This is a genomic window from Dyadobacter sp. (assembly GCF_039919315.1).
In the GTDB taxonomy this organism is placed as follows: Bacteria; Bacteroidota; Bacteroidia; order Cytophagales; family Spirosomataceae; genus Dyadobacter.
The window spans coordinates 33,581-47,970 of the sequence record NZ_JBDSFX010000050.1 but is presented as its reverse complement, the minus strand read 5'-3'; the positions used below and the strand labels follow the sequence as shown (position 1 = coordinate 47,970).

Below are 14,390 nucleotides of genomic sequence, written 5' to 3'. Positions count from 1 at the left end.
TTTCGTAGTTTTGCGCCTCATTAAAACGCACCTCCCGTGGCCTGGTACCATACTTACTTCAAAGGACTTCCCCAAATCGCCTGGAAACTGCATCAGGACGAAGAATACACCGAGTACGAAATAGATTTCCTGCGGGATGTACTGGAATTAAGTGCTGGAAGCAAGGTATTGGATGTGCTAGCGGGCTACGGACGGCATGCATTGCCCCTGGCGATCGAAGGATGCGATCTGACTTGCATTGACATCTCGGGAGAATATTGCGAAGAATTGCAGGCTATCGCGCACAAAGACCACCTTCCGGTACGGGTCATCTGCGCGGATGTGCTGAATTATAAGTTTTCTGAACAGGACTTTGATGCGGCTTACTGCTTTGGAAATAGTTTCAGTTTTTTTCCTCGCCGTGATATGCAGCAGTTTATTGGCAAAATGGCCAATGCGGTCAAGCAAGGCGGTCACGTGGCCATTCATACCGAGAACTTGGCCGAAAGCATTCTCACCAATTTTCAGGCGCGCAACTGGATGCCGGTGAAAGAGGATATGATCTACCTCGCTGAAAACGAATACCTGCCGCAGGAAGGTTACATTGAGGCCGAACAAACATTTATTTCCGGGTCAGAAAAGGTGACCCATACGGTTCGTCAGCACATTTATTCCCTGTCTGAAATCTGCTTTATGTTTGAAAATGCAGGACTGGAAGTTGTCGGAACTTTTGGAAACCTGGAAGCTGATCCATTCACATTAGGAGATGAGCAGCTTTACCTTGTTGCCCGAAAACTGTAATCAATGCGGGAGCCGTGACCGCAGCAGTCCGTAAGTCCAGGTTCCGGCGATAGCACTGAGCAATGTGATGATCACAACCAGGTACCCACTACCTATCTGCGCGAAAAGCGGTCCCGGACACGCACCCGTGATCGCCCAGCCGAGCCCGAAAAGGACGCCTCCGTAAATCTGCCCTTTGTTGAACGTTTTATCGACAATGTGCACTCCTTCTCCCGATAATGTCTTGACCCCGAACCTTTTGATCAATTGAATGGAGATGAGTCCGGTCACTACGGCCGAGCCGATAACGCCATACATGTGAAAGGAATCGAAACGAAACATTTCCTGAATGCGGAACCATGAAACGATTTCGGCTTTTACAAAAACAATCCCGAAAAGTACTCCCACGATCAGGTATTTAAAATTGGCGGCAAATCCTTCCGAGGTAACTTGCTGATTGGCCCCGTCGGAGCCGTCGGCGAGAATGAGGTCAGCATGGCTTGATTCGATTCCCTGAAATGAGCGGTTTGTTATATTTTCCATTGTTGAGTGATAGTCTGATGTTATTGAGCAAGTTTCAGCAAAAAGGTAGAAGCAAATGCGTACATGCAAAACCGCCGATCATAAAGCTAATAGTAGCTACCAACGAAGGCCACTGTAAATTGGAAAGTCCCATAATGGCATGACCCGACGTACAACCTCCTGCATACCTCGTTCCGAAACCCACCAGAAAACCTCCTAATACGAAGAAAATAAGGCCTTTGACCGAAAAGATATTAGCGGTTGAAAATATATCTGCCGGCATTAAACCCGAAAAATCTGAGATGCCCAGTGCGGCCAATGCATTCTGAGTCGATTCTGAAACGACAATGGCATTAGGATTGGCCAGAAAAAAGTTGGCTGCAAAGCCTCCCAGTGTTATTCCCGCTACAAAAAACAGGTTCCAGGACTCCTTTTTCCAGTCATACTTGAAAAACGAAATATTGGCCGGGATCACCGCCGCACAAATGTGCCTCAGCGAAGAAGAAATGCCAAACGACTTATTACCAAGCAATAGTAAAATCGGAACAGTGAGCCCGATCAGCGGCCCCGCCACATACCACGGCCAGGGTTTCTTTATCAGTTCAAGAATTTCCATAATATCTATCGATTTAATAGTATTTCTAAAAATAACAATTCTTAACCATTCAACATTCAGTTGGAAAGGCTAATTATAATTTTTTGGGATTTATAATTTTCAAGGTTGGAATACCTTCAAAATCCTTTTCATTGTCAGTCACTAACGTAAATCCGTTAACCAATGCAGTAGCAGCAATAATCGCATCGGGAATTTTGATCTTTTTTCCTTTGCGAATAGTCACGCAAATATTTACAATTTCCGGGCTGATATTGAAAATAAAACTATCCGTTATAAAATCTTTAACCACCACATTTTTTGTGGAGTTCCAGGTGAGAAGTTCTATTTGGCTTATGATTGAAAGATTTGGAACTGCATTAATGACATTATCCAAAAATACCATCCCCAACTCAGGTAAATTTCCCGACAAGTAGTGCGAAACCGCATTGGTATCTACTAAATATTCCTCCATTCATTACGAATTTCGTCGATATGCTTGCTTAAATCTTGACTCTCCTCTTGGGAAAGCACTCCCCTATACTTCTCAGACAACTTTTTACTGTCGCTTTCACTACTATCATGTAACTTGATAATATTCATATCTTCCAAGTCCCTGAGTAGCCGTAAAGCATTTTTGTGAGTCAGTTCAACGACAAGAGTTTCCATAGTTAAAAGCTTTATTTCACCAAGCTACAAAAAATATCCCTCAACTTAAACCCCTTCCAAAACAGGTACATTCGTTTTAGAAACTGCGCCAAAACCTCCTTCAATATTTACAACATCATCAATACCTCTGGATTTCAAAATAGAGGCGGCAATCATCGAGCGATAGCCTCCTGCACAGTGTACGTAAAGTGTTTTGTCTTTGGGAAATTCGTGCATCAGATCATTAATGTAATCCAATGGCAGGTTTTTAGCTCCTTCAATGTGTCCCGAAGCAAATTCGTCCGGTTTTCTAACATCTATAACCTCCAATTCTCCGGATTCAAACTTATTGGCAAAATCAGCCGCCGATACAGACGCGACAGCATCCATTTCTTTTCCTGACGACCGCCAGGTTTCGAAACCGCCATTCAGGTAGCCAATGGTATGGTCGTAACCAACCCTCGCCAGCCTCGTCACAACCTCCTCCTCTTTGCCCGGCTCCGTGATAATGAGCAGATTCTGTTTCAGATCGGGAATGAGCGCTCCTACCCAAGGCGCAAATCCGCCTTCGATACCAATGTTAATGGAATTAGGAATAAATCCTTTGGCAAACTCCGCAGGATCTCGGGTATCCAATATCAAAGCCCCGGTATTATTGGCTTTTGCTTCAAATGCTTCCGCCGATAATGCCTGATCGCCACGTTCGAGCACATCATCGATACTTTCGTAACCGTCCCGGTTCATTTTTACATTCTCAGGAAAATAATGCGGTGGCTCGGGTAATCCTGCTGTGACTTCTGTGACAAATTCCTCCTTCGACATATCGGCCCGCAACGCATAATTGAACCGTTTTTGATTACCTAATGTATCCGAAGTTTCCTTACTCATATTTTTCCCACATGCAGAGCCAGCGCCATGAGCCGGGTACACGATCACGTCATCTGGCAAGGGCATAACCTTCGCACGCAGACTATCGTACAACATTCCAGCCAGGTCCTCCATCGTCAGATCGCTCTTTTGTGCAAGATCAGGCCTGCCCACGTCGCCTATAAATAAGGTATCCCCACTAAAAAGCGCGGTGGGTTTTTGGTCTTTATCAAAAAGTAAATAACTGGTCGATTCCAGCGTATGCCCGGGCGTATGCAATGCCTTGATCGTAATATCTCCTAAATGAAATACTTCGCCGTCTGTGGCAATGTGTGCTTTAAAGGCTGTATTGGCATTAGGACCGTAAACGATCTCCGCTCCGGTTTTTTCTGAAAGGTCGAGATGACCCGATACAAAATCTGCATGAAAATGGGTTTCAAAAACATACTTGATCCTGGCGCCGACCTTTTCGGCTTTTTGAATGTACGGCTGTACCTCGCGGAGCGGGTCAATCACAGCAGCTTCTCCATTGGAAACTATAAAATAGGCTCCCTGCGCCAGGCATCCGGTATATATTTGTTCTATTTTCATGCAGATCGTTTTACTTGTTAAACTTAAAACCAATGGAAAACCATTTTTGTTTCTCCTGGCCTACTAGGGTTACCAAAATGGTCACTGGCCGTCGGGGAATGTCATTTTATCTCATGACAAACCTTGACAACTTCATGAAGACCATGAAGATTCTCCTGATCAGACCGGAAAGATGCCTGATTATACTTATTAAATTCATGACTAAATAGAGTCTGACAGAAAGAATCAGACTCGCGATTTAATGTATCGACTGTAAATGATTACCTCATTAAGATTTTACTAAACTTTGATCGCCTTCCAGCCACCCAGCCTGAATCGCCAGATGCCCAGCATAGCCAGCGCGGATTCGGCAATGGGTACTGCGGCAAAAACACCGATCGGTCCGAGATCCAGCATAACGGCTAGTACATACGCAGACGGAATCTGGATCATCCAGAAGCAAATCAGGTTGATTACAGTGGGCGTTTTGGTATCACCTGCCCCATTGAGCGACTGTATTACGACCATTCCATAAGCATAAAAGCCGTATCCCAGACACAATACACGAAGTGCTGTTTTACCTGTTTGCACCACCTCCACATTGGTACTGAACCAGCCAATAATGGTTTCAGCCCCCAGAAACATGAAAACCGACAGGCCAACCAGGAACATCAGATTGTAAGATGCACATTTCCAGACAGATGCCTCCGCTCGCTCAGGTTTTCCCGCGCCGAGATTTTGTCCAACCAACGTTGCGGCAGCATTGGCCAGGCCCCACGCAGGAAGCAGCGTGAACATAATCACCCGTATTGCAATGGTATATCCCGCCACGACATCGCTACCGAATTCAGACAGTATCCGGGTCAGGAAGATCCAGCTGGCCGAACCGATCAGAAATTGCACTGTTCCGCCAGTGGCTACTTTTACGATCGACGCAATGGTCTCAGGATCAGGACGAAGGTCTTCCCACACCAGTCCCAGCATTTTGTTGACTCGTGTCAATGAAAACAGCTGATAACCAACACCAATGGTTCTGCCGGTGGCCGTCGCCAGAGCAGCGCCTGTTACTCCAAGTTCTGGAAAAGGCCCCACACCAAAAATGAGTATCGGCCCCAGGACCATATTGATACCATTGGCAACCATTAATGAACGCATAGCGGTAGCAGCCGAACCGGCACCCCGTAAAGCCCCACTTAGAGAATAGAGCAAAACTACCACCGGGCTGCTCAGAAACTGAATTCTGGCAAAGGTTGTACCGGTCGCAATGACCTGATCATCAGCGCCCATCAGCCGAAGAATGTCTCCTGCAAAAAATGACCCTATGCTCGCCACGATCGATGAAACCACCAACGAGATCAGGATTACCTGCCCTATTGCCTGCTTGGCCTGAGCTGCGTTACCTTCCCCGATCCTGCGTGCAATGGTGGCAGTAGCAGCGGTGCTCAGCCCGATGGCCACAGAATAAACCAATGTAATAACCGACTCAGTAAGGCCGACTGTTGCCACAGCCTCGGTACTGACTTTTGAAACGAAAAAAATGTCAACTACAGCAAATAATGATTCCATTACCATTTCCAGGATCATGGGAACGGATAGTAAAAATATAGCACGGTTGATGCTTCCTTCGGTAAAACTTTCTTCGGAGCCACGAATAGCCTGACGAAGTAGTTGAAACCACTTTTTCATGGATGAAAATATATTGAAATGAAAAATAGCAAATATTGCAGCTCAAAAGAGCCTCAGAAAAATGTCCTGAAAGAGGACTTGAAATGACGGATGGTTAAAGGATTAACCGAGTATGCAGAGCGACATGAGCTTTTGAATTTTGGCAAATATACAAAACTGTCTTTCTAATATTCAAACAAAAAAATGGATTTATTGCCAGGTAAATGTAACTTCACGGATTCGGGCCGTGAACTTTTGCTGCCGGTAAGCCGTTGCCAATCTACTCTTTCGGTTTACATAGGCACGAAAATATACATGGAGCAGCCGGAAGTTCAGAAAACAAAAATTGAGTGCATGATTGAGAAAAAGAAGTTATACTCCACGGCTGAAAGGCAGGAAACAGCCGTATTAGTAGCAGTAAGTACCCAAAAACAACCTGCCGAAAAAACACGGGAGTACCTGGAAGAATTGGCGTTTCTGGCGACCACATTGGGCGTTGAAACCGTTAAGACATTTACACAAAACCTGGAACGCCCCGATATTCGTACCTACACCGGAAAAGGAAAGCTGGAAGAAATAATGATCTATGTGACCGCCAATCCGGTCGATATGATCCTTTATGATGACGACCTGTCTCCGTCGCAGGTGAGGAACCTGGAAGTGGTTTTCAAAGACATTAAGGTGATTGACCGCAGTCTTTTGATCCTGTCGATTTTTGCGATGAGGGCGCAAACAGCCCAGTCCAAATTGCAGGTAGAATTGGCGCAGTACCAATATATGTACCCAAGGCTAACCAGGCTCTGGACTCACTTAAGTCGCCAGTCGGGTGCAGGTGTAGGGATGCGCGGACCTGGTGAAACGGAATTGGAAACGGATAGGCGGATTGTAAAAGACCGCATTGCGTTTCTGAAAGAAAAACTGGAAAAAGTTGACCGTCAGAGCAGTACACGCAGAAAAGAAAGAGACCGCCTGGTGCGCGTTGCCATTGTGGGTTATACCAATGTTGGCAAATCTACGCTGATGCGCAGTCTTTCGAAGGCTGATGTCTTTGCTGAGAATAAGCTCTTCGCTACCGTCGATTCCACGGTAAGGAAAGTCAACATGGAAAACATACCTTTCCTGCTGACCGATACCGTCGGATTCATCCGCAAATTGCCTACCATGTTGATTGAATCTTTCAAATCGACATTGGACGAGGTTCGCGAGGCTGATATTTTGGTGCACGTTGTAGACATATCGCATCCCTTATTTGAGGAGCATCTGGATGTGGTAAATAAGACATTGGAGGAAATTGGCGCTGCCAATAAGCCGTCTATTCTGGTTTTCAATAAGATTGATCTTTATAAACCGTCGTATAATGACGAACATCTGGACGAAGAGCCGGAACAGTCATCTGAAAGCACATTGGATCTGTTGAAAAAGAGCTACATCGCCGATAAAGCCGAGCGTGTCGTGTTTATTTCGGCTGAGAAAAAGGAAAATATTGAGGAATTAAAGAATACATTGTTTTCAATGGTGAAGGAGAAACACTTTTCAATTTATCCGAACTGGCTTGATTTGGGGTACACGGCTGTACAGACAGAGGAATAATCATTTGTAATTCAAATGATTTTTTGCGAGTTTTGCACCCCGATTGACTGCGTAGTTCAACGGATAGAGCGCGCGGCGCGCGATAGGAGTTTGTCGATTGCGACTCCAACTAAACTCTGGATATGGCCGGGGTCGCGTTCGACTCGATTCTCGTCGCGGTCACAAGGCACAATGAAAATTGAACGACTGCGTAGTTCAACGGATAGAATAGGAGTTTCCTAAACTCTAGATATGGGTTCGATTCCCGTCGCGGTCACAGAGCCAGGCTTTTTGCCTGGCTTTTTTGTGTTACAGACCATGTTTAAGTGCAACGGATAGAACGGTCGCCGCGCGATAGGAATTTGTCGATTGCGACTCTAACTAAACTCTAGATATGGCCGGGGTCGCGTTCGACTCGATTCTCGTCGCGGTCACTGAGCCAGGCTTTTGGGCAGCACCTTGCTTGTTATAAATGACCTTACCTTTACAATGGTCTACACGGCGGGAAGCTCACCAACTCTGGATTATAAAATGCCGTTCTCGCTTACTGACACCTCAGAAATTACATATGATTTCGAGAACGCCTCATTTAACTTTAAAGACGATCCGGAAACTATCGTAACGGAAGCTGACTTCAATGTCCAGAAGACAGTAGACCAACGAAAAGAGCAGGACCTATATGAATTGAAAAAGCCTATTGTTTTGCGAAGAGATCAAGAGCTTATTGTTAAGCAAAGGTTCATAGCCCGGTATGAAAATTTTAATGGCGTATTGAACGACATTTACTATGTAAATCAACACACGATGAACGTATCCGTTGAATTTAAGTACAAAGGCGCGTTCACTATAAATATCCATCCAACTTTCCAGCATAGCATAAAACCGAAGCAATCACGATTTAACAATGAAATAACTTATAGCGCCATTCCGTTCTTGGTACCGGGTCAGGGATACATGTTTTCCATTAAGAAAACAGTTGAGAAGTAGCTTGTATTTAATAAATTCGTAACTTTGATATAACCAACATAACTATGTTCAACATGCCAGTAGGAAGTTAATTAAGTCGATAATGTAGAACCCTACCCCCGCATTTCCAATCGTGTTTTTAGCTAAGCAACAAATCCAGATTAGAATATCTTGGCGGAGAAAGCGGTTCAGATCGCAATCAAGTAGTAGGATATAAGTTTTTACAATTATCGTTAACGTCACCGATGAAAGAAACGACAAGAGTTTGCGATTAAGAGACGCAGTTTGAAACTCAACAATGTTTGTCACCGGTAGAGCCAAAAGAGCCGAATAGATTAATCTATCCGGCTCTTTTGCTGCATATCAGCCAAGGCCCTCGTCCTTCCTTCTGTCCTATCTCCTTTATATATTTATTGATTATTGCAATGTATACGTGTTAAAATTACTTACTCGGCAACAATTCACACAAAAGACAGTTCGATTCCGTTGCGGTCACAACGCCATGCATCTTACCTGACTTTTATTTTCCCCAAAACCCATCAGTCCACCAAATACCCCAACACCACATTCCGATACTTTGCCAATTTCAACTGCTCCTTCATGCTCTTAAATGTTTCCATAGGCCCTTCGGCGGCGAAGGCATTTACGGCCCAGGCTGGCACATTGCCTCCCGGATCGGTATGTAAGGTGTATTCAATTTTTGTCCGGTCGCGGCCTGCGGGCGTGAGTACCCAACGACCCTTTGAGTGATCGACCCGCACAATGTTTTTTTTGATACTGACCATTCCGGCGACGACTGGGCCGTCGATGGTCACAACCTTTGTAAGCCGGTCCTGTGTGAGACGCAGGTGTGCGACAAAATCCCGGTTATCCAGCGGCCAGGGGAGGCTTATTTCTGAGTAGTAGTATAGTTCCGTAGGAGAAACTTTTCGTAGCAAAACGCAGGATTTGGTTTTATAAACCCAATTCACGCCGCCTTCCACATCCATCAACAATCCGACCAGCTGCGTCACCGAAGCATCCACAGTGCAATTGACTTTAATGGCTTTTATTTTTGAATCAGGAACAGATTGGGAAAATATCCTGATCTGTTCCTTTTCTGTGATTAGCTTCCAACCTGTCTGAGCATGTCCATTGGAAAACAGCAGGCAAAAGATTAACCCAATGATCGTTGCCCTCCATTTTCCAACCCATACAAGTTCTGCTAAGCACTTATTGCTTGATAATTTTGTAAGACGCCCTCTGCCCTTTGCTTTCAATTTGGAGAATATAAATTCCGGATGATAAGTGCCTCAAATCTATACTTTCAACCGTACCTCTGCTCACTTGCTGATGAAGGCTTGTCCCGGATAAATTATATAGCACGATATTCCGGCTGGAACCTGTTTCGAATTTGACCTGTAAAAAATCCTGCGTCGGATTCGGCCCAATGACAATGCTCCGCGTAAATGCAGGTTCATTGGCAGTGATCACCTCTACCCGAACGGTACCCGGACTTTCAATGGTACCAACTCCACAACTGTTAGACACACTGAAAAGTTTATAATATTGATTCGGCGATGCCTGCAAAAGTGTTATCGTATCGGCGGATAGTGTGCTATACCTGTATTGGATCGAAAGATCGGTGCCGTATTGGTACTGCCAAGGCCCGCCCCCTTCGAGCAACACCACAATTTTAGGATTGGTAATGCCGTCGTAAATCACCGATTCCGACGTAAATTTCGCTTTCGCTTTCTGGCTGACATACAATGGATTCTGGTAAGCGCCGCTGGCTGTATTGGCATCCGAAGCTACCACCCTCACCCGGTAAACTTTCATAGAAAACATATCGGCAGGCAATGCTGCTTTGAGCGGTGAAGTTTTGCCGACGGTCGGAATCGAGCGAAAATTCTTTCCTGTCGTATCAGAAATTTGAACGGTAAGGACATTACCTGTCGAAAAACTGCCCTTTGAAGTAAAAGTAATGAGTGCGGTATCCCCAATGCACAGGCTATAATTACTTGAATTAACATTGGTTACCGTAATAGCTCTGTCGCTCGGTGCATTCACCTCCACCAGCGCACTTCCCGAAACTTTGCCCTCACCACAGGAGTTGGTCACAGAAGTTAATGTGTAAGTCGTAGTTTTATCGGGCTTAACCTTAATGAATGTCCCCTGCTGCCCCTGCCCTCCATAGAACGAACCCGTTGTTCCGTCCGACAGCGTGTAGCCGATCGTTTCGCCGTAATTTTTATTACTGCTAATAATCAAATTAGTACTTTCTCCACTGTTAATCAATGTATTACCTGTCAATGTAACATCGGCTTTCGTAGTTACACCTACGCCAAGAACAGATGTAAGATTTAAGCTTCTTACCGTACTTCGGATCTGGTAAGAGCTTCCGGAAAGCGATGAGGGAATTTTCAAAACCCTCACACCTGAAAGCGTCTTCACAGAATCAAGGACCGTTACATTCAGGCTACTCAAATCCAACAGCTCGAAGCGGATATAGTCTTTGGAAAGATCTACCTCACCGACCAGATTGTACCTGACCGTAAGGCTTCCCCCTTCACAAACCGAATAGCTGTCGGAATTGGAATTGAGCTGAGCCTTGACTTTCACAGCGATCTTACCGGTAGCAGTACCATAGCCGCAGGTATTGTAAACCGATTTTACGGCATACTCCCCGCCTTTCAGCACATAAATATTCCTGTAATCAGGGTTATTGGTAGAATAAAGCTTTGTATTATCTTCAAAAATAGCCGTCCACGGAGCTGAACCTGTGAAATCTAATTTGAACGATACATAGTCTCCCGCATTCACCAGTGGCGATTCACCTTTGTCCGAAAACATGTTCACAGTTGGAAGCGCACCCACTCTCACTCTTAGAATATCAGAAGTCCCCCCGTCCGACGATATTATTCTTAACTGGTAGATTCCCGGAGACAGGTCTCCCGGCACCTTGGTATCAAACTGCCGCGAGGATATGCCCTGCACAAGCGTCGTAAAATCGTAATTACCGTCTTTGGCAATTTGAAGTGAGAAGGTAGCATTGCCGGGATCACCTTGCGCTACCCCGAATGGTATGCTCATCGGGCTGTTTACGCAAAATCCGAAAATGTAATAATCGGCATCCGCAAAGAGAATCCGGTAAGGAAGTATTTTAATGTAAGTGGTGAGGTTTACGGGTACCGTACCGCATTGATTGGTCGCAGATTTGATGGTATAGGCCGTTGTTACACCTACCGGCGGTGTTATTTTCTCGCCATAATTATAGTTCTCAAATTTTGCAGTCTTATCCGAAATCCCATCTGAGTATACAAATGAAGACAGTGCCCCACCCTGATGGGAAAGCGAAAGAACGACATTTTCCTCTTTCAGCATTTGAACCGGATTTTCGGCGGTTCCTAGCGGGCTGATTGAAAAATTGCTCGGCGGGCGCTGCATTTCCACCTGAAACTGCTCGCTGAACAGTACAGGATTCGTGGACGCCACCCTGAATTGGGAGTAATTGTAATTCTGGCTTACCGGAATTTTAACCTTATACTTCCCGCCATCCGAAACCATCGCCAGCGTCTGAAAATTACAGCAATCAGTGTAGCCCTGAATGTTGAATACATTGCCCGCATTGAATTTTCCGGATTTTGTAAAAACGATTTCAATGCTGTCCTGAGCGCAAATAGGCGTCTTGATCGGATCGAGGTACACGCCCGGCGTCGTTTCACTACTCCCGTCGAGCGTCAGTCGCACCGTACCAATGCCTTCTTTTTTGAAACAGGAATTACTGATCGACTGAATTTGAAAATCAGTCGTTTTACTCAAAAAATAATCGGGGTACCAGGCGTCATAATCTACGCGATTGGTCTTACCGGAAGTCTCCGTGATCGTGTATGGGCCTCTTCCGTACAAATAATAGCCAAACTGGATTCTCTTCGGCACCTCGTAATTCAGGATGCTATTTTCAGTAACAACCATATCCGGCTTGCTCTGAATCACATATTTATAAGAGAAGTTGGAACGGGAAGCGGGATTCTGAGTTGTCACGTAAAAGGTCCTTATATTGTCGTAACTCAGCACGCGACTGGTCCCGTCGGGAAGCAACGGAATGTTAAATTCGAGGTAGTCGCCCACTTTTTTGGCAGGAAATGAATAAACCTGCTGGTTTGCCAGCAAGCCATGAACAGTAAAAGTGGTAGCGGCACTGTTGACGAAGTTAGAAATAACCTTCATTTTACCATTTCCACCTGCGCAGATGATCTCATAATTTCCGTCAGATTCAAGATACACGCCTTCTTTGACAGACACGACCATGGTCTGCGAACCGGAAACGGAAGTAGTCCCGCAACCTGATTTCAAAGATTCGACGGTGTAAAGTGTAGTCTTTTCCGGCTTTACATTAATGTAAGACTGACCATTGTAACTCGCAGACAGGATAGAGCCATCAGTCAATGTTGCCGAAAATGGCGGCAAACCCGTGAAATTCAGCCCGATCTGCACATTATCCCCTGTTGTAACCGTCACACTGGGCGTATAAAACTCAACCGACGCTTTTGGATAAACGGCCAGCAGGATCTCCGCGTTAGCACCCATTATGCTAGGGTTTTCCGTAATGATCTGTACCCAGAATTGCGTTCTGGTTGTTATTTTGAGCGTTTTCGGAATTCTTGCCACCAGTACATTATCCCTCAGTTCAGCTGTTACTTCTGCTATTCTGGGGGTCTGGTCACTTGAATGAATAAGCTCCCTGAATTTGATACGAAATTTGGCCTGGGCAGTCAGCGCGGGGCCCATTGTTGAGAAGCTGATCTTCACTTCGCTTTCCTCGCAGGCAGATACAGGCGACACACCGACAGTCCGCAGAGACGTAGGATTGATCACGGCCTTCACCTGCCCGCTCACCTGCATAGCGCCGCATGCATTTTCCGCATGCGCAATGTAAAATGGTTCAGTATCATCGGTCCCGAGCGGGTGATAGCTTTCAAATGTACCTTCGCCATAATACGAAACGCTGATCCTCGTACTATCATTCAATGTGATCTGTGCGCCGCTCGAACTGAAAGTTGTAAATTTAATCAGCAAGTCCTCACCCGCATTGATCGTATCCGCTGCGGCCAAAGATAGCTGTGTGAAACCTTTGCTGTAAATCCTGAGTGAGGCCCACGCGCTTTCCACTTTGGGTGAGGAGGACACGACCCGCATATGGACATTTTGGAGCAAGGATAAACTTGAATCGCGATGCACGACTTCGATCATTCCATCGCGCAGTACAGCCGGTAATTCTGCCACTATCGGCGAGGCATCATTATTCCTTCTGACCTGGACGGTAAACTTGTTATCGTCCTTGAAAACACCAGTCAGAGAAACATGCGTCCTCTGAATCCTGCCGAGGCAAGCATTTTCAATATTATAGATCGATATACTGGGAGTTTGGGCACGGAGCGTACCAAGGGTAATGATCAGCAAAAGCGCTGACAGGTAAATTTTCTGCATAGAGGAGAGGTAAGTAAATTCGCCTCTAAAATTAATTTAATCCGGTGACATAATCATACACTCACCCAATCTTCAGCCACCCGGTTATGCTCATTCTTCGCTTATTGGTCACCAGTACTTCATGCACAAGTTCGCTGCTTTTGAATAGCACACTTTTGCCGTTAGTTGGACTGATATTTTGTAAAGCACTGTCCTGGTGAATGCAGAGCTCGCCCCCGTCACCTTCCTGCCAGCCATCATTGAGGTAAATAATCATAGAATACTGGCGGCTGCCATCATTGCGAAACTGATCCAGGTGTTTTTTGTAAAAACTGCCGGCTTCATACATTGTGTAATGGAATTCATATCCGGTGATGCCGGTATAGCAGGTATTGTTCAGATGGCTCACAAAAAGATCCATCTGATCGAAGAATTCATTCTCGTGAGGATCATTATGTTTGCGGTCGAGCCAGTAAATGCGGTCACCTCTCACGGATTTGTCATGGACCAGATCTTTGTTATTGCCTATTCCAGCCGGTAGCAGGCGGTTTGCTGCATATAATGCGAGCAGGCTATCTTTCAAACGTCCAGCCAGCTCCTCGGACAGAAACGACTTGGCGATGCCGATTTTATTATCAATATAACTGTCGATCAGCTCATCAAAGATCTTTTGCAAAGGAGAAAGGAAAATGGGCGGGCAATGTTGCGGGCATAGTGAAGGTAGCTCAAAAAGACAACCCGACGCAAAAGTTCTTTGGTAAAAAGTAAATTTCCTGACCAGCAA

General features: G+C 45.5%; 12 protein-coding genes and 1 tRNA gene. 4 read left to right on the top strand and 9 right to left on the bottom strand.

From position 1 onward, the window contains the following. The first annotated feature begins 36 nt into the window (after positions 1-36). Positions 37-780, top strand: a complete 744-nt coding sequence (locus tag ABIO93_RS13620) for a class I SAM-dependent methyltransferase (protein WP_348068484.1) — start codon at positions 37-39, stop codon at positions 778-780. Here the strand turns inward: ABIO93_RS13620 and ABIO93_RS13615 are convergent, their stop codons facing one another. From ABIO93_RS13615 to ABIO93_RS13590, 6 genes are all read right to left on the bottom strand, one after another. Continuing rightward, positions 781-1,302, bottom strand: coding sequence for a DUF6691 family protein (locus tag ABIO93_RS13615; protein ID WP_348068482.1), 522 nt, complete (start codon positions 1,300-1,302; stop codon positions 781-783). It lies immediately after the preceding gene. A gap of 34 nt (positions 1,303-1,336) precedes the next feature. Continuing rightward, positions 1,337-1,897 (bottom strand): YeeE/YedE thiosulfate transporter family protein, encoded by a 561-nt coding sequence (locus ABIO93_RS13610; RefSeq protein WP_348068480.1) that lies wholly within the window; start codon positions 1,895-1,897, stop codon positions 1,337-1,339. A gap of 73 nt (positions 1,898-1,970) precedes the next feature. After that, positions 1,971-2,348, bottom strand: coding sequence for a type II toxin-antitoxin system VapC family toxin (locus ABIO93_RS13605; RefSeq protein ID WP_348068478.1), 378 nt, complete (start codon positions 2,346-2,348; stop codon positions 1,971-1,973). Next, on the bottom strand, positions 2,333-2,542 hold the full coding sequence (locus ABIO93_RS13600; RefSeq protein ID WP_348068476.1) for a hypothetical protein: 210 nt from the start codon (positions 2,540-2,542) through the stop codon (positions 2,333-2,335). The genes ABIO93_RS13605 and ABIO93_RS13600 overlap by 16 nt, the downstream gene beginning before the upstream one ends. A gap of 45 nt (positions 2,543-2,587) precedes the next feature. Further along, complete coding sequence (locus ABIO93_RS13595) at positions 2,588-3,979, bottom strand: rhodanese-like domain-containing protein (RefSeq protein ID WP_348068474.1); 1,392 nt, start codon at positions 3,977-3,979, stop codon at positions 2,588-2,590. A 279-nt stretch (positions 3,980-4,258) separates the two neighbouring features. Further along, the gene (locus tag ABIO93_RS13590) at positions 4,259-5,644 is read right to left on the bottom strand and encodes an MATE family efflux transporter (protein ID WP_348068472.1); all 1,386 of its coding nucleotides are present in this window, start codon (positions 5,642-5,644) and stop codon (positions 4,259-4,261) included. A 333-nt stretch (positions 5,645-5,977) separates the two neighbouring features. Here ABIO93_RS13590 and hflX point away from each other — a divergent pair, with 333 nt between their 5' ends. From hflX to ABIO93_RS13575, 3 genes are all read left to right on the top strand, one after another. Then, on the top strand, positions 5,978-7,213 hold the full coding sequence (gene hflX, locus ABIO93_RS13585) for a GTPase HflX (protein ID WP_348068533.1): 1,236 nt from the start codon (positions 5,978-5,980) through the stop codon (positions 7,211-7,213). 184 nt (positions 7,214-7,397) lie between these two features. After that, a tRNA-Arg gene (locus ABIO93_RS13580) sits at positions 7,398-7,469 on the top strand. Between the two features lie 182 nt (positions 7,470-7,651). After that, positions 7,652-8,179, top strand: a complete 528-nt coding sequence (locus ABIO93_RS13575; RefSeq protein ID WP_348068470.1) for a hypothetical protein — start codon at positions 7,652-7,654, stop codon at positions 8,177-8,179. A 518-nt stretch (positions 8,180-8,697) separates the two neighbouring features. On the opposite strand, the gene ABIO93_RS13570 is transcribed toward ABIO93_RS13575, so the two are convergent. The 3 genes from ABIO93_RS13570 to ABIO93_RS13560 all read right to left on the bottom strand — a co-directional run bounded on the left by ABIO93_RS13570 (position 8,698) and on the right by ABIO93_RS13560 (position 14,282). After that, positions 8,698-9,417, bottom strand: coding sequence for an START domain-containing protein (locus ABIO93_RS13570; RefSeq protein WP_348068468.1), 720 nt, complete (start codon positions 9,415-9,417; stop codon positions 8,698-8,700). After that, positions 9,371-13,627 carry a T9SS type A sorting domain-containing protein gene (locus tag ABIO93_RS13565; RefSeq protein ID WP_348068466.1) on the bottom strand — a complete coding sequence of 1,419 codons (4,257 nt, stop codon included), beginning with the start codon at positions 13,625-13,627 and terminating at the stop codon, positions 9,371-9,373. The genes ABIO93_RS13570 and ABIO93_RS13565 overlap by 47 nt, the downstream gene beginning before the upstream one ends. 61 nt (positions 13,628-13,688) lie before the next feature. After that, positions 13,689-14,282 carry a 2OG-Fe(II) oxygenase gene (locus ABIO93_RS13560; protein WP_348068464.1) on the bottom strand — a complete coding sequence of 198 codons (594 nt, stop codon included), beginning with the start codon at positions 14,280-14,282 and terminating at the stop codon, positions 13,689-13,691. Positions 14,283-14,390: the final 108 nt, after the last annotated feature.

Excerpts from the sequence above, each read along its gene's own strand:
- ABIO93_RS13615 (WP_348068482.1), bottom strand. The coding sequence starts at position 1,302 with ATGGAAAATATAACAAACCGCTCATTTCAGGGAATCGAATCAAGCCAT.
- ABIO93_RS13610 (WP_348068480.1), bottom strand. The coding sequence starts at position 1,897 with ATGGAAATTCTTGAACTGATAAAGAAACCCTGGCCGTGGTATGTGGCG.
- ABIO93_RS13605 (WP_348068478.1), bottom strand. The coding sequence starts at position 2,348 with ATGGAGGAATATTTAGTAGATACCAATGCGGTTTCGCACTACTTGTCG.
- ABIO93_RS13600 (WP_348068476.1), bottom strand. The coding sequence starts at position 2,542 with ATGGAAACTCTTGTCGTTGAACTGACTCACAAAAATGCTTTACGGCTA.
- ABIO93_RS13595 (WP_348068474.1), bottom strand. The coding sequence starts at position 3,979 with ATGAAAATAGAACAAATATATACCGGATGCCTGGCGCAGGGAGCCTAT.
- ABIO93_RS13590 (WP_348068472.1), bottom strand. The coding sequence starts at position 5,644 with ATGAAAAAGTGGTTTCAACTACTTCGTCAGGCTATTCGTGGCTCCGAA.
- hflX (WP_348068533.1), top strand. The coding sequence starts at position 5,978 with ATGATTGAGAAAAAGAAGTTATACTCCACGGCTGAAAGGCAGGAAACA.
- ABIO93_RS13565 (WP_348068466.1), bottom strand. The coding sequence starts at position 13,627 with ATGCAGAAAATTTACCTGTCAGCGCTTTTGCTGATCATTACCCTTGGT.